This window comes from Cytobacillus sp. T106 (assembly GCF_040492155.1).
Taxonomy (GTDB): Bacteria; Bacillota; Bacilli; order Bacillales; family Cytobacillaceae; genus Bacillus_AB; species Bacillus_AB infantis.
This window is the reverse complement of sequence record NZ_JBEUMK010000012.1, coordinates 1-24,211: the sequence shown is the minus strand read 5'-3', so window position 1 is coordinate 24,211 and position 24,211 is coordinate 1. Positions and strand designations below refer to the sequence as shown.

Here is a 24,211-nt window from a genome sequence, read left to right as displayed (position 1 = left end):
ATTCAGGAGGTACGCCATGACAGTGACGATAGGAAGGATTTTAGATCTTGCTGTAATGAAATTTCCGGCAAAAGAGGCAGTGTACGATGTCAGGAAGAACAGGCGATACACTTATAGTGAATGGAATCTGCGCATCAACCGGGTCGCACATGCGCTCGCTGCTGAAGGTGTCAGCAAGGGGGACAGGGTTTCTGTTTTTTTATATAACACAGAGGAATTGGCGGCAGTCTTTTTCGCCTGTGCTAAAATCGGGGCCGTTTTCAATCCAATCAATTTCCGCCTTCAGGCTGAAGAAGCAGCATATATCCTTAGAGATGCCAGCCCGAAGGTTCTAATTTACGAAGAGGCACTTGAACCAGTGGTTTCCGCTCTTGAAGGACAATTTCCTGCAACAGCTTTCTGGTATATTGATGAGGAGCCGCCTTCCTATGCGGCCTCATTTGATGAAAAAGTCTCGCAAGCCTCTGACAGCCCGGTTTTTGCTGATGTCAGTGAAGATGATGATTATGCGATCATGTATACAAGCGGAACGACCGGCCGGCCTAAAGGAGTCATTCATACACACAGGCATATGGCTGAACAGAGCTTGACGGTTATTGCAGCGACAAAGCTTGAACCCTCTGACAAAGGGCTGGTCACTGCACCGATGTTTCATTGTGCAGAGCTGCATTGCGCCTTTCTTCCCCGCGTCCATGTAGGGGCTGGAAATATCATCCTCCATCAATTCAATCCGAAAAAGGTGCTGCAGCTGATAGAGGAGGAGGGAATCACTAAGTTTTTCGCTGCTCCGACTATGTGGAATATGATATTGCAGGAAGATCTTATGGCTTACTGCCTGGACAGCCTGAAACTTGGCTTGTACGGGGCTGCGCCGATGGCCCCGGCACTTGTTAAGCTGTGCAGGGAGAAGCTTGGTATCTTATTGGTCCAGGCTTACGGAATGACAGAGATGGGACCGGCCATCACATTCCTTTCTGAGCATGATCAGCTTTCAAAAGCAGGCTCTGCCGGCCAGGCATGCCTGAATCATGAGATCAGGATTGTCAGGCCGAACGATAACGGGCCATCAGATCCCGAAGATATCCTTCCTGCAGGGGAAGCAGGAGAAATCATTGTCAAAGGTCCCAGCATGATGAAGGGATATTACAATATGAAAGAAACAACAGAAAAAGCATTATATAAAGGATGGTACCATTCAGGGGACATCGGTGCTTTAGATGAAGATGGCTACCTATGGGTAAGGGACAGGGTGGATGACATGATCATCAGCGGCGGAGAGAATATCTACCCGAGGGAAATTGAGGATGTCCTGTTTGAACATAGCGGAGTCCTGGACGCAGCAGTCATCGGCCAGCCGGATGACAGGTGGGGAGAGACTGTGACGGCATTCGTTGTTAAAAAAGACCCTTCTGTATCAGAGGAAGAATTGGACAGCTGGTGCAAGGAAAGCAGCAGGCTTGCCAATTATAAGCGGCCGAGAAAATACATTTTCTGTGAAAGCCTGCCGCGGAACGCGAGCGGAAAACTGCAGAAATTTGTGTTGAGGAGTGAACTGTCCCAATCAGCACAATCGTGAAAATAGGAGCTGCCTGTAAAAAGGCAGCTCCTATTTTGCCTGTCCGCGGTAATCCTTGATCGTTAGTTTGCCTTTTCCTCTTTTGTTTACAATCAGGGTCTTTGTCTTTTCATTTACAAAAGCATAGAGGATGTCTTTAGCTGAAAGGCTGTTCTCATCCAGTTTTTTTGTCAGCCAATCTTTTGAAAGATGCAGAAGCTTTAAATTTCTGAGCTGAATCTTTCCGTCGACTATGACAGAAACAGGCAGGCCTTCATCTTCAATATTAATGTTGAGATGCTCGACAGTAACAGGGGTATTTTCCGTCTTGGGAATTACGCTGATTTCCCCGATTGGTTCCAGTACAGCATACTCAACATCAGAAACTTTGGGAAATCCTTTGCTCCGCAGGATCGATAAAACCTGTGAGACTGACAAATGCGCTTTTTCCAGCTGATCTTCAATGATTTCACCATCCTTAATCAGGATAGATGGCTCTCCCAGAAAGAATTTGTTCCCAATCTGGTTTAAGGTTAAGTAAGAAAAACAGATATGAAGCACAACCAGGATGGCCAGGGAGCCAATGGTAGGCCAAAATTCTGTGCTGATCAAGGGTTCGGATGCGACAGTGCCGACAATGATAATGGCGACAAGGTCATAGGGTGTCATCTGTACAATGGAAGACTTCCCCATCAGCCGCATGATTGCAATAGTTACAAGGTATAATACCAGAATTTTTATAAACAGAAACAATCTGACCTCTCCCAACGCTAAAAAAGGATAGTGTCAGTTTTCCCGGTTATAATCCATTTAAGTCTTTTTTAAAGTCCCTCCAGCAGCCGTTTGGCGATCCTTTCATAATCATCTTTTGTAATGCCAGGTGCAAATTCTTCCGGGAGCTCATCAAGATCAGGTACCGGGCCGCCTTCAGGCGTACCGTAAATGACTTTCAGCGGCTCGCCGTTTTCCGGATTTGTCCCTTTCCAAATCTGGCCTATTCCCTTAAAATCCGTGTCACTCCATGTATAAAGAACATTGCTGAGCCCTTTTTCTTCAAACTTCCGCGCTGCATCAAATCGGGAGTTGCTTAAGTCGGGAATGGGCAGCATCTTTGTTAAGTCGACGCCAGTCGCGATATCGAGCGCTTTTGCGTAGGCTAATATGTGTGTACCTCCCCTGACCAGAAGATAGCCGATCATTTCCCTTGCAACAGGATGATCTGTCATCTCATAAACGCGCATTTTATGTGTCCTGGCACCGACTTCCAGGAAAAAATTATGAAGAAGATCCAGCACCAGATTGCCGCTGCTGAACACATTGTCCCCGGTCCATGCCCTTCCCATTGAGTCGCCGGGAAGGCCAGTCTGGGCAGAGGCTATAAAATGATAAGTGTTTCGTGCATCCTTCCCGTTCTGAAGCGGTGCAATATCCGGATCACCAGGAAAGGTATTTCCTTTCGAGAGCAGATTGATTGCATTTGTCACCAGTTCCACATGGCCAAACTCTTCTGCGGTTATGCTGGCGACCAGATCGTAGAATGGCTTCAGCTTCTTTTTACTCCTGAAGTTGAAGGATTGGAACATATAGTTATTGAGAGTAGACATTTCGCCAAACTTGCCTCCAAGCAGTTCCTGGACGGCAGCTGCAGCATTCATGTCACCGTGAGAAGGCTCAGGGAGTTCAATTGCCAGCCTGTTTATTCTCTTGAACATATTTTTCCCTCCACTGGGTTGTTAGCCTGGAAAAATCCAGACAATCTGCTGAATGCGGATATAGAATGGTGTACTGGCAGACTCGACTACCAGGTGGTCCGGCAGGGCATTAATCAAGACGCCCCTTACAGATCCATGAGTGGTCTGCACTGTTACAGAATCACCTATTAAAGTAAGGGCGGCCTGGTATACATAAGGATCGAAGCTTGAATTAAAAGAAACTGCTGTTCCGTCCATCTTTTCAGCTCCTTTTCGCCAAAATCTATCATAAGCCTATGAGCGTGAAGGAAGTTTCAGAATATGTCCATGAAAGAAGGACAGGCGGATGGAGTTACCTTTGGCAGCCGCCGTGTGGGAAAATAAAAGGGAGTGGAAGGAGTTAATAAAAAACCCCCATGCATCACAGCAGGGGGGGAATGTTTATGCCTGATTCATTTTTTGGGACCATTCTTCAACGTCCCAGGTCTTAGTTACCCAGTCTTTATAAAAGTCTGGCTCATGGCATACAAGCACAACAGTGCCTTTATAAGCTTTCAGCGCACGCTTCAGCTCTTCTTTTGCTGCAAAATCCAGGTGGTTTGTCGGCTCATCGAATAAGAGCCAATTGCTTTCATTCATCAGGAGCTTGCAAAGGCGGACCTTCGCCTGCTCGCCTCCGCTCAATTGTTTCAGCGGGCGGGAAATATGTTCATTTTTCAATCCGCATCTTGCCAATGCGGCGCGGACCTGGTGCTGGTCGAGGCTTGGGAACTCGCTCCATACATCATCGATCGGAGTGATGTTGCCGGCTTTTACTTCTTGTTCAAAATAAGAAGGGAATAAGAAGTCTCCGCGCTCGATTTTTCCGCTGAGAGGGGAAATCTTGCCAAGCATTGTTTTCAGCAGCGTCGACTTCCCGACTCCATTGCAGCCAACGATCGCAATTTTTTCTCCCCGTTCAACTGTCATATTCAGTTTTGGAAGGAGCGGCTCGGAATAACCGATCTCAAAATCCTTCCCTTCGAACACGTACCTGCTGCTGCTTCTGGACTCTTTGAACTCGAATGTTGGCTTAACAGCAGTTTCAGGACGATCAATCCGTTCCATCCGGTCAAGCTGCTTTTGGCGGCTTTTTGCACGGCCAGTTGTTGAATAGCGGGCTTTATTTTTAGAAATGAAATCTTCCTGCTTTTTAATGAATTCCTGCTGTTTTTCATAGGCATTGATATGCTGGTTTTTATTGATCTCAGCAAGCTCAAGGAATTTATCATAACTCGCGGTATATCTGCTGAGCTTTGAAAATTCCAGGTGGAAAATGACATTTGATACAGAATTCATAAATTCTGTATCATGGGAAATCAGCATGAATGCATAAGGATATTCCTTCAGGTAGCCGGTGAGCCAGCGGATGTGTTCTACATCCAGATAGTTGGTCGGCTCATCAAGCAAAAGGACCTGAGGCTGCTCCAGGAGAAGCTTGGCCAGAAGAACCTTTGTACGCTGTCCGCCGCTCAGTGCAGCAACGTCACGCTCAAGTCCGATTGCATCCAGGCCAAGGCCGCGTGCTGCTTCCTCAATCTTGATATCAAGGGAATAGAACCCGCCGGCATCGAGACGGTCCTGGATTTCACCCATTTGCTCAAGGAGCTCTTCAAGCTCTTCAGGAGTGGCATCAGCCATTTTTGCTGTCACTTCATTCAGGGCTTTTTCCTGCTCGAATAGTGGAAGGAAAGCATCCTTCAGCACATCGCGCATTGTTCTGCCCGGAGTAAGAATTGTATGCTGGTCCAAATAGCCGTAATGCACATTGGGAGTCCACTCCACTTTACCGCTGTCGTGGATCAGCTGATTGGTTATAATGTTCATAAGAGTCGATTTCCCGACTCCGTTTGCGCCTACAAGGCCAACATGGTCTTCCTGGAGAAGACGGAAGGACACATCTTTGAATAAAGTTCTATCAGCAAAAGTATGGCTTAAATGATCTACAGTTAATAAACTCATCGTTTATATTCCTCGCTTTGCATGTCTAATCCATTATTTCATCATACTAAAAAACAATAGCGAGGACCAGGTGTTTTGGATTCCAATTACCATTAGAAGCAGCCCATTTATTACGGGTTACGGGAAACAATGTTTTTGACACCCTTTATTTGGCTGTTATAATGGAATAGGTTTAAAAAATCCGGTAAGGGGCTGCCTGCCCGAACAGAATCTTGCATACGGTCTGGAAAGGAAAGAAAAAATCATGGATACACAATCATATAGAATTTTGCTTTATTACAAATATGTTCATATAGAAGATCCTGCGGCACAAAGAGAAGAACACTTGAATTTCTGCAACGGCATCGGCCTTAAGGGACGTGTGCTGATCTCTGAAGAGGGCATCAACGGCACCGTGTCAGGCACGGTTGAGCAGACACAGGCCTATATCGACATGATGGACAATCATCCATTATTCAAAGGTACAGTGTTCAAGATTGATGAGGCAGAAGGGCATGCATTCAGAAAAATGCGCGTCAGAGTCAGAAAAGAACTTGTGAACCTGAGCCTTGAAGATGATGTCGATCCATTAAAGCTGACAGGGACACATTTAGAACCAAAAGAGTTTTTTGAAAAGATGCAGGACCCGGATACTGTTGTCCTCGATGCGAGAAATGACTATGAATACGACCTTGGACATTTCAAGGGGGCAATTAAGCCGGATATCCAAAATTTCCGTGAGCTTCCTGAATGGATCAAGGAAAACAAAGATAAGTTTGAGGGCAAGAAGATCCTTACGTATTGTACTGGAGGCGTCCGCTGCGAAAAGTTCTCCGGGTGGCTTCTTAAAGAAGGATTTGAGGATGTCGGCCAGCTGCATGGGGGCATCGTAACGTACGGTAAAGATCCTGAGGTGCGCGGCAAGCTGTGGGATGGCCAATGCTATGTGTTCGATGACCGGATCAGTGTTCCTGTCAACCAGGAGGAGCATGTCATCGTCGGCCGTGACTATTACACAGGCGAGCCTTGCGAAAGATATGTAAGGTGCGCAAACCCCGAATGCAATAAGCAAATCCTGAGCTCTGAAGAAAATGAGCATAAATATCTGCGGAGCTGCAGCCATGATTGCCGGGTGCACCCTCGCAACCGCTATATCAGCGAACATGACCTTTCAGAAGAAGAAGTGGCTGAGAGAATGAAGAAACTTGAAGAAGAAGCTGTTCAATCTTGATAAAATGACGTGCAGGAGGCTGCACGTCATTTTTATATTAAAAATTGGGCCAAACTGTTCTTCACTTAAGATCGGCAGCTGCTGTTTTGCCTGGATAGTACTTCCTTTCTTCTTCGGCAAAATTACCTTTTGCTGTTATAGCATCAGGACAGATTTTTATAACTGCTGTCCTGCTTCCTAGCGAAGAACGGTATTTATCTACATGGGCTTTTGGCAGCGGTGCCTGGAAGTAGCCGGGTACATACTTGTCGAGCATGTTCTGCATAACCATAGTTGCTTCATCTATATCGGATAGCACAAATGCTTTTCCAAATATCATGACACTCATATAAGCTGTATCTGTTTTTGCGGGGACGGGGTCGGTAAGTGTGCCGAAATCTTCGCTTACCGTAAAGCAGACATGTGGATTGTTTTGCAGCAGCTCCATTTTCCTTCCTTCAGAAGCTCCATGAAAATAGATACAATCATCCTGCCAAATAAAATTAAGAGGCACCACATAAGGGTAAGAACTGTCATTGAGTCCAAGATATCCTGTTCTGGCCCCCTTAAGGAAGGTGCTGATTTTCTCCGGACCTTTGACTTCAAGCATTGATTGGCGCATTGGAAACATTTACTCCACTCCTTAGGAATTTGTGATATATTCAGATTAATGTAAATGTGACCGCCTTAAAAGTGACAGATTTATAATATCTTAAGGGGACAGATGGGAGTGCCGCATGACGCCGTTTTTAGACAGGGAAAGCCAGATGCCTTTATATGTTCAGCTATATCAGTATATCAAGTCGGAAATCGAGTCAGGAAAAATAAAGCCAGGGGAAAAGCTTCCTTCCATCCGCAGGTTTTCCCGATTTCTGGACGTAAGCAAAAATACAGTGGAAGAGGCGTATCAGCAGCTGTTGGCAGAAGGCTATGCCGAAAGCAGGCCGAAGAGCGGGATCATTGTAAACAAATTAGATGAATTTCCATTGAAGCAGGAGAAAGAACAATTGCCTGTTATATTAAAAGCAGAGCTGGAAAAACCCAAGATAGATTTCCAATATGGCCATATTGATGCAGTAGCTTTTCCAGCCAGAAGATGGAAAAACGCCCTGTCTGAAGCAGCCTTTGATCTCTCTCTTTTGCAATATGGAGACAAGCAAGGCCAATTTTCCCTAAGGAGAGAGCTGACAGGGTATTTGTACAGATCCAGGGGTATAGAGTGCACTCCAGAACAAATCATCATCACCTCAGGAACCCAAAACAGCATTTCAGTGATTATGAGCATACTCGAGCTTCGCGGAGAAGTGATAGCGATGGAAAATCCAGGCTATGACGGGGTGGGGAAAGTGCTGCTGCATCAAGGGGGAATAGTAGAGCCAGTCACTGTGGAGGAAGATGGAATCAGTGTTGAAGAGCTTGCAGAAAAGAGGGCGAAGGCGGTTTATGTGACACCTTCCCATCAATTTCCGCTGGGTATGGTCCTTTCAATCAATAAACGGCTGAAACTGCTGAAGTGGGCTGCGGAAACTGGCGGTTATATTGTGGAGGATGATTATGACAGCGAGTTCAGATATCAGGGACAGCCGATTCCGCCGCTTAAAAGTCTGGATCCTAATGATCGCGTCATTTACCTTGGAACTCTTTCCAAATCCTTTCTTCCTGCTGCCCGTCTGAGCTATATTGTTTTGCCGCCGGCCCTTATGGCTGGCTATAAAAGGGACTTCAGCCTGTACAGCCAGCCAGTCGCTCCCATTATCCAAGAAGCTGCAGCACGTTTTATGAAGGAAGGGGACTTTGACCAGCATATCCGGAAAATGCGAGTCCTTTATCAGGCAAAGCATAAAGTACTGCTGGAGTCGGTAAGTTCTATGATGGAACATAAAGCCGCTGTGATTGGGCAAAAGGCAGGGCTTCATATCCTCATAAAGCTGGAAGGGAGGAAGAGTGAAGAGCTGGCTGCCAAGGCTGCCAAAAAAGGCGTAAAAGTGTATCCCGCGAACCAGTATTGGGCAGGTGGAGAAGGTGATGACTTGATAATGCTGGGGTTTGGAGGACTTTCTCCCGAAGAAATAGCTGAAGGAATTAAGCTTCTTAGCGAGGCTTGGATTGATTAAACAGCAAAAGAAAAGGGCCATCCAGGCCCTTTTATAGTTCTTCTCTGACAATCGGCATGCTCATACAGCGAGGGCCGCCTCTGCCGCGCGAAAGTTCAGAGCTCATGATTTCGAGGACCTCGATGCCATTTTGCCTCATCATATCATTGGAAACATAATTACGGTCATAGGTAACCACTACTCCAGGGGCAATTGCCAGGGTATTGGAGCCGTCATTCCATTGCTCCCTGGCTGCTGCAATAACATCTCCGCCTCCGCAAGGCAAGAGGACCAGCTCAGGAAGGTTCAGGACTTCTTTAAGTGTTTCTACAAGGCTGTCCTTTTCGGTAATTTTCAGATCACCAGAGTTCCCCTGCTCCAGAATATATATCTTCATTTTCCCGTCGCTGGATTCAATTGCAGGATGGTAGGTGAATTTATCATGGTCAATCATGGTGAACACTGTATCCAGATGCATGAATGCCCGTGATTTAGGGATTTCGACAGCTACTACCTTCTTTATATCCTCCTGGCGGGCAAATAATTCCCTTGCCAGCTTTTCAATTCCCTGGGCAGATGTCCTGGCACTGACACCAATGGCAGCGACTTCCCTGCTCAGCACCAGCTCGTCTCCGCCTTCTAGTGTATAATGTTCATCCCGATTAAAGAAAACAGGGATATCATGCTCTTTGAAGCGGGGGTGATGCTTGATGATATAATCCATGAAAATGGATTCCCGTCTTCTGGCCGGTTCATTCATATTGTTAATGGTTATACCTTTGCCAATGACTGCTGCAGGATCTCTTGTGAAATATAAATTTGGCATCGGATCAAGGAAGAATGGGTAAGAATCCGCCATGATTTCATGAAGGTGCACTTTTTCTTTTAAATCAATTTCATTCTTCCGTACCCCGGCCATTACTTTCCTCACTAGTTCATCTGCCGGCAGTGAATTCAAATATTCAGAGACTGCCTCAAAAGAGCCATTCACATTGGACTGGCTTTCCATCAGGATCTGTTCTGTGAACCGGCCGCGGATTTCAGGCTGTGCAAGCGTTTCTGTCATCAGCTTATCAAGATAAAGCACTTCAATGCCCCGATTGCTCAGAACTCCTGCAAAATAATCATGTTCCTTTTGAATCGCCGGCAAATAGGGGATATCATCAAATAACAGCCTTTTTAAGTATTGAGGGGTAAGGTTTTCTACCTCCTTGCCGGGCCTGTGCAGAAGGACCGACTTCAACTCTCCTATTTCCGAAGTAACATGTAACGGATGCTTCATTTATATAACCTCCAAATATGTATACGAGCCAGTTTGGCTGATTTCATGTGTACTGTTCATTTTCCTTTAAAGTAATGTGAGTAAACTAATCAATTTTTTGTATGATTATTCAGAGGGTGATGAGCGATTGGCCAATGAAACCACGAAACCACGGCGCCTTTTGGTACCCGCAGCAGCAAAGATTGATAGTTAAGAGAGCGCCGCTGCGCTATTTATAGGACTTTCTCAGTATTTACCAAAAAAAATATGTAAATTCTTGTTTATTTTTCTAATTCTCTATATTACTATTTAACTTTATGTATTATAATGTTGGAGAATAGAAGAAGATTTGACATTCTTTTCTTCTTGTTTCGACAGCAATCTTAGAAATAGAAATGAGGGTAACACAGTGGGCATTATAAATGAAGATCGTTTCATTGAAACAGTCCACATGAAAGGCTTGCAGATCTCCCTCCTCGCATCTGGCGATGGTACAGAAGTTATTTATCATAAGCTGCATGCCGATACGAGATGGGGCCTTGAACCACAGGAAGACTGGAATGCTATGGAATTTATACATATTCTTTCAGGGGAGCTGATTCTCCAATCAGACAATCCCAAGAAATCGTATAAAGCTGGAGATTCCTTTTATAAAATTCCTGTCAAGGAGCATTATTACTTTCAGGCTGAAGAAACGACAGAATTCTTATACGTTACATCACAGCCGGTTTTCCACCATTACAGCATGATAACAAAAAACCTAATGGATTTGGCTGTATCTATAGAAGAAAAAGATGGATACACCGTTGACCACTGCAGCAGGATTAATAAGCTGTCCATGTTGTTTGGCGAATATTTGGGCTTTAACTCCAAACAGCTGATGAGTTTAAATATAGCTTCCTTTCTGCATGATGTTGGCAAGTTGAAAATTCCTCTTGAGATTCTGAGAAAGCCAGGGAAGTTGACAAACGAGGAATGGGAAATCATGAAAAAGCATTCCGAGTTCGGGCGGGAAATCCTTGAGCAGACTGGTCTGCCAATCTTAGTTCAGGCAGGGAAAATAGTGGAGCAGCATCATGAAAGATATGACGGAAAAGGTTATCCGAATGGACTTAAAGGCGACGATATTTCCATTGAAGCTTCTATTATAGCTGTAGTAGATTCCTATGATGCCATTATAAGCGACAGGGTTTACCGCAAAGGAAAAACGAAAGAAGACGCATTTGAAGAAATTTGTAGATGCAAAGGAACTATGTACAATCCGTACATTGTAGATATATTCCTTAAAATGAAAGACAAGATTTAAAAAGGGGGAAAAGTAATGAAAAAAATCAGTGTTTTGGTCATGGCACTCTTAATTGGTGCAGTTTTCAGCATTAAGCCTGCTGAAGCAGCTTATCTGCCTGAGTACGACAAGTATGTAGAGGTATCTTACGATGAAGCAAGAGCTATTGCTGACATGCTTGGATTAGAAGGCATTGAGCTTGGAGAAGAAACAGCTCAGATTACTTTTGAAGCACAAGAGAGAATTATCAAAAAGCTTGAAAAACTCCTTAAAACTGAAATCGACCATTATTATGTATGGCTGACTGTTGACGGTGAAAAAGTTTTAGGATTTGATCCTCCAGTACCACAATATTAAGAAGAGACTTGCCTGAATTTAGGCAAGTTTTTTTAATTGAAAGATAATTTTCAAGAAATCCTAAAACTAACAGTTGGTAAACAAATATAATAAAAAAAACTATCCTATGTTAGAGTAAGAATTTTTTTCAATGGCTGTTCCCTCATTATAACTGCATAACTGCTTTGATTTTACATAAGAAAAACATTTGTAAACCCTGTTGATTGTAGTGGAAGGCACGCAGACTCCTGCGGGAAATAGCGGCAAAGCTTAGACCCTGCATGAGAATAGCGAAGAGGAGGCTCAGCGCCGCCCCGCGGAAAGCGAAGGCCAGGAACGGAAATCAGCAGCAAAGTTGATAAGCTAAGCCACCGACATTAATTAAAAATGATTCTCCAATTTTTAGGAAGCTTAAAGGCTTCCTTCTTTTATTTTTAAACTAAAATACACTCCTCCCGGGAAAAATAAAGTACCTGCTGTTTTGTCCTTTTCAAGTGTACAATTTCATCAAATATGTTAAAGTAACTAGTAAGGAACTCCTTGATACATAAGTCTTTTTCAGACATCGAAATGTCCACCCAAGGAGTACAGTTGTTTGTTTGCAGATGACATTCTATTCTATATAAAGAGAGGGATCTATATGTCCAGCAAAACTTTGGATAGCTTTTTAAATGAAAATCTCGAGGATCTTAAAAGCAGGGGCCTTTACAATGTAATTGACCCGCTGGAAAGCCCTAACGGACCCATGATTAAAATAAATGGCAGAGAATTGATCAACTTATCCTCTAATAATTACCTGGGCCTTGCTACCAGCGACAGGCTTAAAAGTGCTGCCAAAAAAGCAATTGATACATACGGTGTAGGAGCAGGTGCTGTCAGGACAATCAACGGCACAATGGATATCCATATCAAATTGGAAGAAAAACTGGCAGAATTCAAGCATACAGAAGCAGCCATCGCTTACCAGTCAGGCTTTAACTGTAATATGGCTGCCATCTCTGCAGTCATGGACAAAAATGATGCTATTCTTTCCGATGAACTGAACCATGCTTCCATCATTGACGGCTGCAGGCTGTCCCGCGCAAAGATCATCCGCTTCAATCACTCAGATATGGAAGATTTGCGTGCAAAAGCAAAGGAAGCGACAGAGTCAGGACAATATAATAAAGTCATGGTAATCACAGACGGAGTATTCTCCATGGATGGAGATATTGCGAAGCTCCCTGAAATCGTGGAAATTGCCGAAGAGTTCGACCTGATCACTTATGTTGATGATGCACATGGATCTGGTGTGCTCGGCAAAGGTGCAGGTACAGTTAAGCATTTTGGCTTATCCGATAAAGTGGACTTCCAAATTGGTACGCTCTCCAAGGCCATCGGTGTTGTCGGCGGATATGTGGCCGGCAAGAAACAGCTGATTGACTGGCTGAAAGTGAGAAGCCGTCCATTCCTATTTTCGACTTCACTTACACCTGCTGATGTAGCTGCATGCATCGAATCCATCAGCATCCTAATGGAAAGCACTGAGCTGAATGAGAAGCTTTGGGAAAATGCCGATTATCTGAAAAAAGGGCTGAAGGAGCTCGGCTTCAATATTGGAGACAGTGAAACGCCTATCACTCCTTGCATCATCGGGGATGAAGTGGCTACCCAGGAATTCAGCAAAAAATTGAATGATGAAGGTGTCTATGCTAAATCAATCGTGTTCCCGACTGTTCCGCGGGGCACTGGGCGTGTCCGCAACATGCCGACAGCCGCGCATACAAAGGATATGCTGGATCAGGCACTTTCGATCTATAAGAAGGTCGGCAAGGAAATGGGTATTATCTAAGATTCAAAATATAGATATGAAACGACGGATTCAGGTGGAGGAAAACGATGAAAAAGATCTTTATTACAGGTGCTCTTGGCCAGATCGGTTCAGAGCTGACTATCAAGCTTAGAAACATATATGGTACCGATAATGTCATTGCAACAGATATCCGAAGGAATGATTCTGAGGCGGCCCAGTCTGGCCCTTTTGAAATCGTGGATGTTACGGATGCTAAATCTATGTTTGATACAGCAAAGAAGCATAATGCAGATACAGTCATCCATATGGCAGCCTTGCTGTCTGCGACGGCTGAGGCAAATCCGGTTTTTGCATGGAACCTAAATATGGGCGGGCTTATGAATGCACTGGAAGCTGCACGGGAACTGAACAGCCAGTTCTTTACGCCAAGCTCAATTGGCGCTTTCGGCCCGTCTACACCTAAGGATTCCACTCCGCAGGACACCATTCAGCGTCCAACGACCATGTACGGGGTCAATAAAGTTGCCGGCGAACTCCTTTGCGATTATTATTTTCATAAATTCGGCCTGGATACGAGAGGCTTGCGCTTCCCCGGCCTGATTTCATATGTGACTCCTCCAGGCGGCGGAACTACCGACTATGCTGTAGAAATCTATTATAAAGCGATCGAAGAAGGCAAGTACACTTCCTATATCGACAAAGGGACTTATATGGATATGATGTATATGCCGGATGCCCTTGATGCGATTATCAGTTTGATGGAAGCTGATGCAGGCCGGCTCAAGCACCGCAACTCATTCAATGTTGCGGCAATGAGCTTTGCGCCTGAAGAGATTGCTGAAGCTATCCGTCAGCATATTCCTTCATTTGAGCTCAGCTATGAAGTGGATCCTGTCCGCCAGGCGATTGCTGACAGCTGGCCCAACTCTATTGATTGTACGGCAGCAAAAGATGAATGGGGTTTTAAGGCTGAATACGATCTTGCTAAAATGACGGCAGATATGCTGGAAAAGCTGAAAGTTACAACAGTAAAATAAAGTGAAAAAGCTGGCAGGAGACCATCTCGCCAGCTTTTTTAATAAACGTCTATGTCTCTGTGATGCCAAAGAACACTTTCAGCGCCTCCCGTTTTGCACCTTTGTCTAAATCTGTTTTAATCTTTTCTCCGTTTTCTGTTCTTACAAGCGTGTTCCCTGAAAGCGTGATTCGCCCGTTCTCTGATGCGATAGTAATGATATCATTTTTGGTGAATGGCGATTCTGCTGATGTTTGATTAAATTCGCAGGAATCCTGGAAGAAATCCAGGCTTCTTTTTTTATCAGAAAACCGGTACTTAATCTGCCATTCCCCGCCGTCATTATGCATCAAATCATAGCGGCCGTCTCCCAGATCCCTGACTTTATAATTCCCGCTCGCATCCTCCTTTTCAGTGCCGTCAAGCGGGATGGGCTGCCTTGCTGAGTCCCCGAAGCCTACATCAGTCAAATAGGGCTGGTCAAGATAGACCAGTATGGCAGCATGGCTGTTTTCCCTGGCCCATCCGGCAGGTGTTTTGACAGTACAGGAGATGAGGGAAGAGCTATAGCCCATCTCTGAGAGAAGGGTTTGGAAGAGGCCGTTCAGCTCATAGCAGAAACCGCCCCTGCTGTTTTCCACCACTTTTTTGTAAAACTGATCTGTATCCAATCTGATCGGGACCTTCCTGATGACATCGAGATTTTCAAAAGGTACCCTTTGCATATGGCTTTTTTGCAGCTGTGCCAGAGCATCAAGCCCCGTCTCCTTTTTATCGGCCTGTATCCTGGCCAGGTAGCGGTCTATATTCATATCGTTTTCACCTACTATGCTATAGTTAATACACTTAAATTTATACGCATCGGGCTGGCCCTTATAATTATTTTAACATGTTGTCCGATATAAGGATCTTTTACTGCCTGCTGTGTGTTTGGTCCATATTAGCCTTGTTGAATTGAATCTGGAGGGCGCGGGTTCCAAAAAGTACGCTGATTACTGCTTAAAGCCAGAATTTCTTTAAGGAGAAGGACAGCAAGGTTGCAGGCTCCTGCATGCTTGTACTACAATAACAGCAAACAGAATCAGGAGAGGAGGCAGCACTGATGGCAAATTATGAAGTAAAGGTTGAATTCTGCATGATGTGAAACTACGCACCAAAAGCCGCGAGTTTCGCGGAGGATCTTTTTAATCATTTCCGGTCTGAAATAGGTAAAATGGAGCTGGTCCCCAGTTCAGGCGGCGCCTTTGAAGTGACGGTGAATGGAAGCAAAATCTATTCAAAGCTTGAAACAGGCGTCTTTCCTAAAAGCCAGGAAATCATTGATAAAATGAAATGACGATAGAAACAGCCCCGCCTTCTTTTAAAGCGGGGCTTCCGTTATGGTTAACTTCTAGATGGACGGTTATTGTATAGGCACCCTGCGATCTTTGCCGGAACCTTTACTGGTCTTTGAAATGAAAATTTCCAGTATGCCGCAGGAAAATCGGGAGGTGACCTGTTTGTCTGTTAAAAGAAATGGAAAATCGACTTCCCGGCTGACTGTTTCCTTATCTTTCTCAGCCCTGATGATCAGCTCATGGCCGTTTAATATAACAGAAAGCATCACCGCTGTATAATCTGTCAGCAGAGCTTCCACAATATATTCCGCATCTGTCTCAAAAATGTCGATCCGGAATGCCGACTGATCAAGATAAGATGTCAGCGGATCAAGAAAGAAGTGCTCCAGCCATTTTTCCATTTCCTTGAATGGATTATCTTCGCTGTTTCTTCCCATAATAATGCCCCCTTGTTGCGACCAGTATATTCATTAGAACCGCACAGGGTGAAAATGGTATAATACTTCTAATTAATATGCTGGAGGATTACAAAAGTGAACAATATTCTCAGACAAATTCCCCCTGTACACGAGCTGCAGAGGGATGAAAGGGCGCTCAGCCTGCAGGAAAGGCTGGGGCTTGAGCCTGCACGATTTGCCGAACTGATCAAGATGGCGCTTGACTCAGTAAGACAGGCGATTATCTCAGAGAGGTACAGCGGCCCTGAACCGGGAAGCCCGGAATTTCTGGCCCGTTTATTTAATGATATAGAAGCTGCCGCTGAGCAAAAATACAGCTTTGCCTTACAAAAAGTAATCAATGCAACAGGCACCATTCTTCACACCAATTTAGGAAGAGCAAGGCTGTCAGAGACTGCTGTTGAACATATGGCCAGCATTGCCAGGAATTATTCCAATCTAGAATACAATTTGGAAAAAGGCAGCAGGGGATCCCGCCATGACCTCGTGGAAGGTTTGATAAAGGATATTACGGGTGCAGAAGCGGCGATGATCGTCAATAATAATGCGGCTGCCGTATTCCTCGTTCTGAGGGCATTGGCTTCTGACAGCGAGGTCATTGTTTCCCGGGGAGAGCTTGTTGAAATTGGGGGTTCTTTTCGAATTTCATCCATCATGGAGGAATCCGGGGCCAGGCTGGTAGAAGTGGGAACAACGAATAAAACCCATCTCCGGGATTATCAGGAAGCAGTGACTGGGGCAACCGCAATGCTGATGAAGGTGCATACGAGCAACTTCAAGATCATGGGCTTTACTAAAAGTGTCTCTGCCAGTGAACTGGCAGAAGAAGCTTCAAAGAGCGGGCTGATTTATTACGAAGATCTCGGAAGCGGGGTTCTGTATGATTACAGCAAGCATGGAATCGGGGAAGAGCCCGTGGTAAGCGAGGTGCTGAAAGCCGGCGCAAGCATCGTGTCTTTCAGCGGTGATAAGCTCCTGGGTGGGCCCCAGGCAGGCATCATCGCCGGCCGTAAAGAACTGATCGATAAGCTCAAGAAGCATCAGCTGGCAAGAGTTCTAAGAGTCGATAAGATGACACTGGCGGCTTTGGAAGCCACGCTTTCGGCTTATATAAAAGACGAAAAAGCTTTATTGGAAATTCCTGTCATTAGGGATATGCTTGCTGACAAGGCAGAAATCAAGGGGAGAACAGAAACATTTGCCGAAGCTGTACGTCTGCTGTGCCCCGGCTCTGAAGTGAAGGTGATGGAAAGCACCAGCATGGTCGGCGGGGGCACAATGCCGGATGTGGAGCTGCCGACCTATGCGGCAGCAATCAGAATGCCCGGCATTTCAGCTGATGATCTGGCTGTCAGGCTAAGGGAGCACCAGGGAACACCGATCATTGCAAGAATTCGCCAGGAAGAAACGATATTCGATCTTCGGACCGTTTCCGAAGAAGAAGCAGAAATCATTTCTGCCTGTCTGGGCAGGATTGCAAAAGGCCTGTCTCCCGAGTAGGGACAGGCCTTCATCTGCAGGACCTTTACATGTCGTGCCCTGAATTATGCTTTTGTCTGGTATGGTTGCGGTTTTTTACTTTCTTGGAGCCGCTTAACGGTTCAGGCTGACCCGGGTTATTTCCTTTTGGGGCATTTTTGTGCATATCTTTGCTGTCGTTTTTGTTCATTTGCCATCCCTCCTAACATTAGGATGTTTTTTGCAGTTGTTTTTATACCGAATATTTTCCCTGCTGACTGCACAATTTAACACTACATCTTGATTAACAGGAGTGAAAACATGCCATACCATAAAGACAAACAGCAGGCTTTCCAGGCGGCAGAGCAAGGGTTCGCCGAAGCCAGCGGCTTATATAATGAAATCGTTAACGACAGTGCAAGCTACGGGCATCAGCTGAAGCATCTGGAAAATGAGGTCAATGAAGCATTCGCGCAAATCGAAAATGCCCTTGAAACAGCAAGTGAACATCAGCGCGGCCAGCTGGAGCAATTTCAGCGAGATTTGTCGAGAATCATCCAGGAAGTTAATGCGGCTGAATGACAAAATGTAAAAACCCCTGTTTCAGGGGTTTTTTTATGTCTGCTATTCAAAGGGGCCAAGCCCCAATACAAGCTATTACTGGTTTTTCTTGCGTTTTTTATTGTTTTGTTTCTGCGCTTCTGTCAATGGCTCATTTGAAAATTCCTCATTAAACCCGGCGCCCTGACCCTGGCTTTTAGCTGCGTTCATGCCTGGACGTACATGATTTGCTTTTCGTTTCGCCAAAATTCTCACCTCCGCATTCATATCTTTTGCCTGCAAACCAGCCCTCATTCGGTAAAAAATTGCTTTATTGCAATAATATTTGTTTTAAAAATCTCCAAAAAGGTATATAGAAATTGACTCTGTTAGCTGTCCAATCATGCCAAAATGAATTGCGATCAAAAATATAATAAGTAAAACTTATCAAAAACAATAACTTTCTTGTTATTTACTTATATAAAAGGTTGTATTAAGATAAGAATTGTGAGAAAAGTGGCGATGAAAATGACAATTCAAACTTTTCGACAAATATTATAATTTTGGTATATGATTATCATTAGAGGGGGTAATACATATGTCTAAAAATGATGTTTTTAATTCAAGGAAATCATTTGAACTAGACGGTAAACGCTATCATTACTATCAATTAGCAGCTCTGGAAGAAGCAGGAATCGGCAGCGTATCAAGGTTGCCTTATTCCATTAAGGTATTGCTTGAGTCTGTCCTGCGCCAGTTTGACGGACGGGTTATTACACAAGAGCATGTAGAGAACCTGGCAAAATGGGGATCTGACCAAGTGAAGGAAGTAGACGTTCCTTTCAAGCCTTCACGCGTCATCCTTCAGGATTTCACAGGCGTTCCTGCGGTTGTTGACCTTGCTTCATTAAGGAAAGCAATGGCTGACATGGGCGGAGATCCTGACAAAATTAATCCGGAGAAGCCGGTCGACCTGGTTATCGACCACTCAGTGCAGGTTGATAAGTACGGTACACCTGATTCCCTGGAAGCAAATATGGTTCTTGAATTTGAACGTAATGCCGAGCGTTATCAGTTCCTTAGCTGGGCACAGAAAGCATTTGACAACTACCGTGCTGTTCCGCCGGCAACCGGGATCGTTCACCAGGTTAACCTGGAATTCCTTGCAAACGTGGTTCATGCAGTTGAAACGCCGGATGGCGATTTTGAAGCTTTCCCTGATTCACTCGTAGGTACGGATTCCCATACAACCATGATCAACGGTATCGGCGTACTTGGCTGGGGTGTAGGCGGAATTGAAGCTGAAGCAGGAATGCTAGGCCAGCCTTCTTATTTCCCTGTGCCTGAAGTAGTAGGGGTTAAGCTGACTGGTGAGCTTCCAAACGGAGCTACAGCAACAGACCTTGCGCTTAAGGTGACACAGGTTCTTCGCCAGCAGGGAGTTGTCGGCAAATTCGTCGAGTTCTTCGGATCAGGTGTAACGGCACTGCCGCTTGCTGACCGTGCGACAATTGCCAACATGGCCCCTGAATATGGTGCAACTTGCGGATTCTTCCCGGTTGATTCAGAATCACTCAACTACATGCGTCTGACAGGCAGATCAGAAGAGCAGATCAAGCTTGTTGAAAAGTACTGCAGAGAGAATGGATTGTTCTTCGATCCTTCACTTGAACCGGTATACACTGAAGTAGTTGAGATCAATCTCGCTGAAATTGAAGCAAACCTTTCCGGTCCTAAACGCCCGCAGGATTTGATTCCTCTTTCTGCCATGAAAGAAGAGTTCAATCAGGCGCTTACGGCTCCTCAAGGGAACCAGGGCTTCGGTTTAAGCAAGAAAGAGATCAATAAAGAAGTAACCGTTGATTTCCAAAATGGGGATTCAACAAAAATGAAAACAGGTGCTATCGCCATTGCTGCGATTACCAGCTGTACAAATACTTCAAATCCATATGTGCTTGTCGGCGCCGGCCTTGTAGCTAAGAAAGCGGTCGAGCTTGGCCTTGAAGTGCCTAAATATGTAAAAACTTCTCTTGCACCTGGATCTAAGGTAGTTACAGGCTATCTGCGTGATTCCGGATTGCTTCCATACCTTGAGCAGATCGGCTTCAACCTGGTCGGTTACGGCTGCACAACCTGTATCGGAAACTCCGGGCCGCTGAGAGAGGAAATCGAGAAGGCAGTAGCTGACAGCGATCTTCTTGTCACTTCCGTCCTTTCAGGGAACAGAAACTTTGAAGGCCGTATCCACCCGCTTGTTAAAGGAAACTACCTGGCTTCACCGCCGCTGGTAGTGGCTTATGCATTGGCTGGAACTGTTGACATTGACCTTCAGAATGAATCACTCGGAAAAGACAAAGATGGAAACGACGTATTCTTCAAGGATATCTGGCCATCTACTGCTGAAGTTAACGAGGTTGTCAGCAGGACTGTAACACCTGAGCTTTTCAAGAAAGAATATGAGCATGTATTCAGCGACAACGAGCGCTGGAATGAAATCCAGACCAGCAATGAACCGCTGTATTCTTTCGATGAGAACTCAACTTACATCCAAAACCCGCCGTTCTTTGAAGGGCTTACGCCAAATGCGGATGAAGTCAAGCCGCTAAACGGACTGCGTGTAGTCGGCAAATTCGGCGACTCTGTTACAACTGACCATATCTCACCTGCAGGCGCAATCGGCAAGGATACTCCAGCAGGAAGATATCTGCGCGAAAACGGCGTTGAGCCGCGTGATTTCAACTCTTATGGCTCACGCCGCGGTAACCATGAAGTGATGATGCGCGGAACATTCGCGAACATCCGCATCCGCAACCAGGTTGCCCCTGGCACTGAAGGCGGCTTCACGACATACTGGCCGACTGGCGAAGTGACAAGCATCTATGATGCTTGCATGAAATACAAGGAAGATGGAACCGGCCTTGCCGTTCTTGCAGGCAAAGACTATGGAATGGGCTCTTCCCGTGACTGGGCTGCCAAAGGTACAAATCTTCTCGGCATCAAGACAGTCATTGCTGAGAGCTATGAGCGTATCCACCGTTCCAACCTTGTTCTTATGGGTGTCCTTCCGCTTCAATTCAAAGCAGGAGAAAATGCAGAGGTTCTTGGCCTGACTGGCAAGGAAACATTCGATGTACAGATCGATGAAAATGTAAGGCCGCGCGATTTCGTAAAGGTTACAGCGACAGACGAAGATGGAAACAGACTTACTTTTGAAGTGCTTGTCCGTTTTGATTCTGAAGTTGAAATCGACTACTACCGCCATGGCGGAATCCTGCAGATGGTTCTGCGCGAAAGACTGAAAAACTAATAAATGTATGGGCGCCGCGGCATTGCTGCGGCGCTTTTTCCTTTTGTAAAAATAAAATATAGGCGTTTAACATAATTCTTGCTACAATAGCTCTAGCATCAGAAATATTTGAAAAGCTTCGAGAGGGGAACAAAAAGTGGAACAGACATTCCTTCAATCCGTTACATATGATAACGGCACATTATATATATTGGATCAGACCCTGCTGCCAGCGGTCACAGAATTTCTTGAAATCACCAAGGTGGAGGATGCGTGGGACGCAATCAAGCAGCTGAAAGTCAGAGGTGCTCCGGCCATAGGGATTGCCGCTGCCTACGGACTTGTTCTGGCTGCCAATAAGGCTCCTGAGGTGGATTTCTCATCGTTTTACAAAAATTTTAAAGAAAATCTCGAGTACCTGGCGAGTTCCCGTCCTACTGCCGTTAACCTATTCTGGGCCTTGCAGAGGATGGATGAGCGTGCCTTGGCGGAAAAAGACCAGCCAGTTGCCTTGATAAAGAAAAAGCTTGAGGAAGAGGCACACCAGATCAGGAAAGAGGATGAGGAGGTATGCCGCATGATCGGCATCCACGGGCTTGCCCTCTTGAAGGATGGGATGGGGGTCCTGACACATTGCAATGCAGGCGGCATTGCAACTGCGAGATACGGTACAGCACTGGCGCCTTTCTATCTTGCCAAGGAAAAGGGCTGGGAACTAAAAGTGTATGCAGATGAAACGCGGCCGCTTCTTCAAGGCGCAAGGCTGACGGCATGGGAGCTCCAGCAGGCAGGCATTGATGTGACTCTTATCACAGACAGCATGGCTGCCATGGTCATGCAAAAGGGAATGGCAGAAGCTGTCTTTGTCGGCTGTGACAGGGTGGCCGCCAATGGGGACACTGCCAATAAAATTGGGACATACGGGCTTGCCCTGCTGGCCAAAGCACATAATATCCCTTTTTACGTAGCTGCGCCTACATCAACCATTGACATGAAGACAGAATCAGGAGATGCTATCCCGATTGAAATGAGAGGCTCCGAAGAAATTACGCATGGTTTCGGCAAAAACACGGCACCGGACGGAGTCAAGGTTTTTAATCCGGCATTTGATGTGACGCCTGCTGAGCTGATTACAGCCATCATCACTGAAAAAGGGATCATTCAAGGGAATTATTCTGAAGAGCTGAAGAAGCTATTTCATTCATAATATCCAGGAAGCAAGCAGCAATGCTTGCTTTTTTCTGCGGGCTCTTTCCGCTCATATATTTTTCTAACGGGGGCAACGTAATAATGGAGACAATTGAAATTGGGTCCTTTAACCTTAAGGTTGACCTGCTGGTATCCCTTCTTTCCCTGCTGATCGTCCATCTGTTTTTCTTCTTTCATTTGAAAAACAGACAAGAGTTTCGAAAAACTTTCGAGGACAAGCTTTTTACAGCAGTGCTGATTTGGTTTCTTTTATATAAGTTTGGCAGGCTGCTTTTTCAGCCGTCCCTTTTATGGACCAACCCCCTTGGTTTGCTTTATTTCAATGGAGGGATAAAAGAAGCTATTCTCGGCCTGCTCGGTGCTGCTCTTTATTTTACCGGACAGTGCAGAAAGCAAGGCTGGGCTGCCAGGGAAATGGTCTATTTGGTTATTTATGCGCTATTCACTTTTTTATGCGGATTTTGGCTGTTAAGCATTCTTTATATCTTCATCAAATAAGCTTTTTAAGGAGGAAATATAGCAATGGTCAGAAAACTAATAAATCTGATGGCCTTCTTACTGCTTGTGCATATATCAGGCCTATTGCCGCTGAATGCTGCTAAAGCGGACTTGCCCGGTCTTGCAGTTGGTACAGAGGCACCTGATTTTCAGCTGAAGGATCTTCAGGGGCAGTCTGTTAAGCTCTCTGATTTCCGCGGAAAAAAGGTCATGCTCAATTTTTGGGCTCCATGGTGCCCTCCCTGCAAACAGGAGATGCCTGAGATGCAAAAATTCCATGAAGCAGCAGGGAATGAGATCAGCATCCTGGCCGTCAATATCGATCCGCAATACAATTCAGCAAAATTTATTGAGAAAATGGGAATTACCTTTCCGATCCTTCTGGATGGAAAAGACGAGGTGAATACCAAGTATAAAGTCATGACGGTTCCTACAACTTATTTTATTGACGAAAAAGGTATAATCCGGGATAAATATTTATCGGCGATGGAAGCAGAAACCATGTGGGAAATGACTGAAAAAATGAAATGAAGTGTAAGCATCCTGTTGGGTGCTTATTTTTTAATTTTTAGCAGAGGTCATGCAGCTGCGATAAGGGAGGAAATGTATCCTTTCAGGCCACCGGGATACATGGTATGACTGCTAGAAGGCTAGTCATGTATGCCAAGAGGTTTCCGGGATACATGATATGGCTGCAAGAAGGCTAGTCATGTATCCCAACAGGTTTCCGGGATACATGATATGACTGTAAGAAGGCTAGTCATGTATCCCAACAGGTTTCCGGGATACATGATATGACTGCAAGAAGGCTAGTCATGTATCCCAACAGGTTTCCGGGATACATGATATGACTGTAAGAAGGCTGGTCATGTATCCCAACAGGTCTCCGAGATACATGATATGGCTGCAAGAAGGCAAGTCATGTATCCCAACAGGTTTCCGGGATACATATATGACTGCAAGAAGGCTAGTCATGTATCCCAAGAGGTTTCCGGGATACATGATATGGCTGCAAGAAGGCTAGTCATGTATGCCAACAGGTTTCCGGGATACATGGTATAACTGCAAGAAGGCTAGTCGTGTATGCCAACAGGTTTCCGGGATACATGGTATAACTGCAAGAAGGCTAGTCGTGTAAGCCAAGAGGTTTGCGGGATACATGGTATGACTGCCAGAAGGCTGGTCATGTATGCCAAGAGGTTTCCGG

At 45.3% G+C, this 24,211-nt stretch carries 23 protein-coding genes and 1 pseudogene; 14 read left to right on the top strand and 10 right to left on the bottom strand.

Annotated elements, in window-relative coordinates:
* The first annotated feature begins 16 nt into the window (after window positions 1-16).
* Entirely contained in the window at window positions 17-1,576 is a 1,560-nt protein-coding gene (locus ABU165_RS18950; protein WP_224951930.1) for a fatty acid--CoA ligase, read from the top strand.
* A gap of 30 nt (window positions 1,577-1,606) precedes the next feature.
* Here the strand turns inward: ABU165_RS18950 and ABU165_RS18945 are convergent, their stop codons facing one another.
* From ABU165_RS18945 to ABU165_RS18930, 4 genes are all read right to left on the bottom strand, one after another.
* Window positions 1,607-2,308 (bottom strand): DUF421 domain-containing protein, encoded by a 702-nt coding sequence (locus ABU165_RS18945; protein WP_318060572.1) that lies wholly within the window; start codon window positions 2,306-2,308, stop codon window positions 1,607-1,609.
* A 68-nt stretch (window positions 2,309-2,376) separates the two neighbouring features.
* On the bottom strand, window positions 2,377-3,267 hold the full coding sequence (locus tag ABU165_RS18940) for a manganese catalase family protein (protein WP_009790895.1): 891 nt from the start codon (window positions 3,265-3,267) through the stop codon (window positions 2,377-2,379).
* Window positions 3,268-3,288: 21 nt separating this feature from the next.
* On the bottom strand, window positions 3,289-3,504 hold the full coding sequence (locus ABU165_RS18935) for a YuzF family protein (RefSeq protein ID WP_094769227.1): 216 nt from the start codon (window positions 3,502-3,504) through the stop codon (window positions 3,289-3,291).
* A 183-nt stretch (window positions 3,505-3,687) separates the two neighbouring features.
* On the bottom strand, window positions 3,688-5,247 hold the full coding sequence (locus tag ABU165_RS18930; protein ID WP_318060571.1) for an ABC-F family ATP-binding cassette domain-containing protein: 1,560 nt from the start codon (window positions 5,245-5,247) through the stop codon (window positions 3,688-3,690).
* Between the two features lie 244 nt (window positions 5,248-5,491).
* Between ABU165_RS18930 and trhO the strand changes: the two genes are divergently transcribed.
* A complete protein-coding gene (trhO, locus tag ABU165_RS18925; RefSeq protein WP_224951934.1) occupies window positions 5,492-6,457 on the top strand; it encodes an oxygen-dependent tRNA uridine(34) hydroxylase TrhO in 966 nt (321 codons plus the stop codon).
* A 61-nt stretch (window positions 6,458-6,518) separates the two neighbouring features.
* On the opposite strand, the gene ABU165_RS18920 is transcribed toward trhO, so the two are convergent.
* A complete protein-coding gene (locus tag ABU165_RS18920; protein ID WP_306010235.1) occupies window positions 6,519-7,067 on the bottom strand; it encodes a pyridoxamine 5'-phosphate oxidase family protein in 549 nt (182 codons plus the stop codon).
* Between the two features lie 106 nt (window positions 7,068-7,173).
* Between ABU165_RS18920 and pdxR the strand changes: the two genes are divergently transcribed.
* Window positions 7,174-8,550 (top strand): MocR-like pyridoxine biosynthesis transcription factor PdxR, encoded by a 1,377-nt coding sequence (gene pdxR, locus ABU165_RS18915; RefSeq protein WP_318060570.1) that lies wholly within the window; start codon window positions 7,174-7,176, stop codon window positions 8,548-8,550.
* A gap of 31 nt (window positions 8,551-8,581) precedes the next feature.
* On the opposite strand, the gene arcA is transcribed toward pdxR, so the two are convergent.
* On the bottom strand, window positions 8,582-9,811 hold the full coding sequence (gene arcA, locus ABU165_RS18910) for an arginine deiminase (RefSeq protein WP_306010233.1): 1,230 nt from the start codon (window positions 9,809-9,811) through the stop codon (window positions 8,582-8,584).
* 388 nt (window positions 9,812-10,199) lie between these two features.
* Here arcA and ABU165_RS18905 point away from each other — a divergent pair, with 388 nt between their 5' ends.
* The 4 genes from ABU165_RS18905 (at window position 10,200) to ABU165_RS18890 (ending at window position 14,240) form a co-directional block, all read left to right on the top strand.
* On the top strand, window positions 10,200-11,096 hold the full coding sequence (locus ABU165_RS18905) for an HD-GYP domain-containing protein (RefSeq protein ID WP_318060569.1): 897 nt from the start codon (window positions 10,200-10,202) through the stop codon (window positions 11,094-11,096).
* Between the two features lie 15 nt (window positions 11,097-11,111).
* The gene (locus ABU165_RS18900) at window positions 11,112-11,432 is read left to right on the top strand and encodes an 8-amino-7-oxononanoate synthase (RefSeq protein ID WP_248138286.1); all 321 of its coding nucleotides are present in this window, start codon (window positions 11,112-11,114) and stop codon (window positions 11,430-11,432) included.
* A 619-nt stretch (window positions 11,433-12,051) separates the two neighbouring features.
* Window positions 12,052-13,242 carry a glycine C-acetyltransferase gene (locus tag ABU165_RS18895; protein ID WP_009790906.1) on the top strand — a complete coding sequence of 397 codons (1,191 nt, stop codon included), beginning with the start codon at window positions 12,052-12,054 and terminating at the stop codon, window positions 13,240-13,242.
* 47 nt (window positions 13,243-13,289) lie between these two features.
* On the top strand, window positions 13,290-14,240 hold the full coding sequence (locus ABU165_RS18890; protein ID WP_009790907.1) for an L-threonine 3-dehydrogenase: 951 nt from the start codon (window positions 13,290-13,292) through the stop codon (window positions 14,238-14,240).
* Window positions 14,241-14,289: 49 nt separating this feature from the next.
* Here ABU165_RS18890 and ABU165_RS18885 read toward each other — a convergent pair whose 3' ends face one another.
* The gene (locus ABU165_RS18885; RefSeq protein WP_318060568.1) at window positions 14,290-15,030 is read right to left on the bottom strand and encodes an arylamine N-acetyltransferase family protein; all 741 of its coding nucleotides are present in this window, start codon (window positions 15,028-15,030) and stop codon (window positions 14,290-14,292) included.
* A gap of 344 nt (window positions 15,031-15,374) precedes the next feature.
* Here ABU165_RS18885 and ABU165_RS18880 point away from each other — a divergent pair.
* Window positions 15,375-15,554 (top strand): annotated as a pseudogene (locus ABU165_RS18880) (Rdx family protein); the annotation flags it as partial.
* Window positions 15,555-15,620: 66 nt separating this feature from the next.
* On the opposite strand, the gene ABU165_RS18875 reads toward ABU165_RS18880, so the two are convergent.
* Window positions 15,621-15,992, bottom strand: a complete 372-nt coding sequence (locus ABU165_RS18875) for an Hsp20/alpha crystallin family protein (protein WP_318060567.1) — start codon at window positions 15,990-15,992, stop codon at window positions 15,621-15,623.
* Between the two features lie 96 nt (window positions 15,993-16,088).
* Here ABU165_RS18875 and selA point away from each other — a divergent pair, with 96 nt between their 5' ends.
* Complete coding sequence (gene selA, locus ABU165_RS18870) at window positions 16,089-17,513, top strand: L-seryl-tRNA(Sec) selenium transferase (protein WP_318060566.1); 1,425 nt, start codon at window positions 16,089-16,091, stop codon at window positions 17,511-17,513.
* Between the two features lie 25 nt (window positions 17,514-17,538).
* On the opposite strand, the gene ABU165_RS18865 is transcribed toward selA, so the two are convergent.
* Window positions 17,539-17,682, bottom strand: a complete 144-nt coding sequence (locus ABU165_RS18865) for a small acid-soluble spore protein P (RefSeq protein ID WP_009790913.1) — start codon at window positions 17,680-17,682, stop codon at window positions 17,539-17,541.
* 110 nt (window positions 17,683-17,792) lie between these two features.
* Here ABU165_RS18865 and ABU165_RS18860 point away from each other — a divergent pair, with 110 nt between their 5' ends.
* Entirely contained in the window at window positions 17,793-18,053 is a 261-nt protein-coding gene (locus ABU165_RS18860) for a hypothetical protein (RefSeq protein ID WP_009790914.1), read from the top strand.
* 75 nt (window positions 18,054-18,128) lie between these two features.
* Here the strand turns inward: ABU165_RS18860 and sspO are convergent, their stop codons facing one another.
* Window positions 18,129-18,278 (bottom strand): small acid-soluble spore protein O, encoded by a 150-nt coding sequence (gene sspO / locus ABU165_RS18855; RefSeq protein WP_035400962.1) that lies wholly within the window; start codon window positions 18,276-18,278, stop codon window positions 18,129-18,131.
* Between the two features lie 331 nt (window positions 18,279-18,609).
* Here sspO and acnA point away from each other — a divergent pair, with 331 nt between their 5' ends.
* The 4 genes from acnA to ABU165_RS18835 all read left to right on the top strand — a co-directional run bounded on the left by acnA (window position 18,610) and on the right by ABU165_RS18835 (window position 23,535).
* Complete coding sequence (gene acnA / locus ABU165_RS18850) at window positions 18,610-21,318, top strand: aconitate hydratase AcnA (RefSeq protein WP_148949501.1); 2,709 nt, start codon at window positions 18,610-18,612, stop codon at window positions 21,316-21,318.
* Window positions 21,319-21,454: 136 nt separating this feature from the next.
* Complete coding sequence (gene mtnA, locus ABU165_RS18845) at window positions 21,455-22,504, top strand: S-methyl-5-thioribose-1-phosphate isomerase (RefSeq protein ID WP_094769236.1); 1,050 nt, start codon at window positions 21,455-21,457, stop codon at window positions 22,502-22,504.
* Between the two features lie 83 nt (window positions 22,505-22,587).
* Window positions 22,588-23,004 carry a hypothetical protein gene (locus tag ABU165_RS18840; protein WP_141195056.1) on the top strand — a complete coding sequence of 139 codons (417 nt, stop codon included), beginning with the start codon at window positions 22,588-22,590 and terminating at the stop codon, window positions 23,002-23,004.
* A 24-nt stretch (window positions 23,005-23,028) separates the two neighbouring features.
* Window positions 23,029-23,535: a peroxiredoxin family protein gene (locus tag ABU165_RS18835; protein WP_148949499.1), complete on the top strand. Its 507-nt coding sequence runs from the start codon at window positions 23,029-23,031 to the stop codon at window positions 23,533-23,535.
* The last annotated feature ends 676 nt before the right edge of the window (window positions 23,536-24,211 follow it).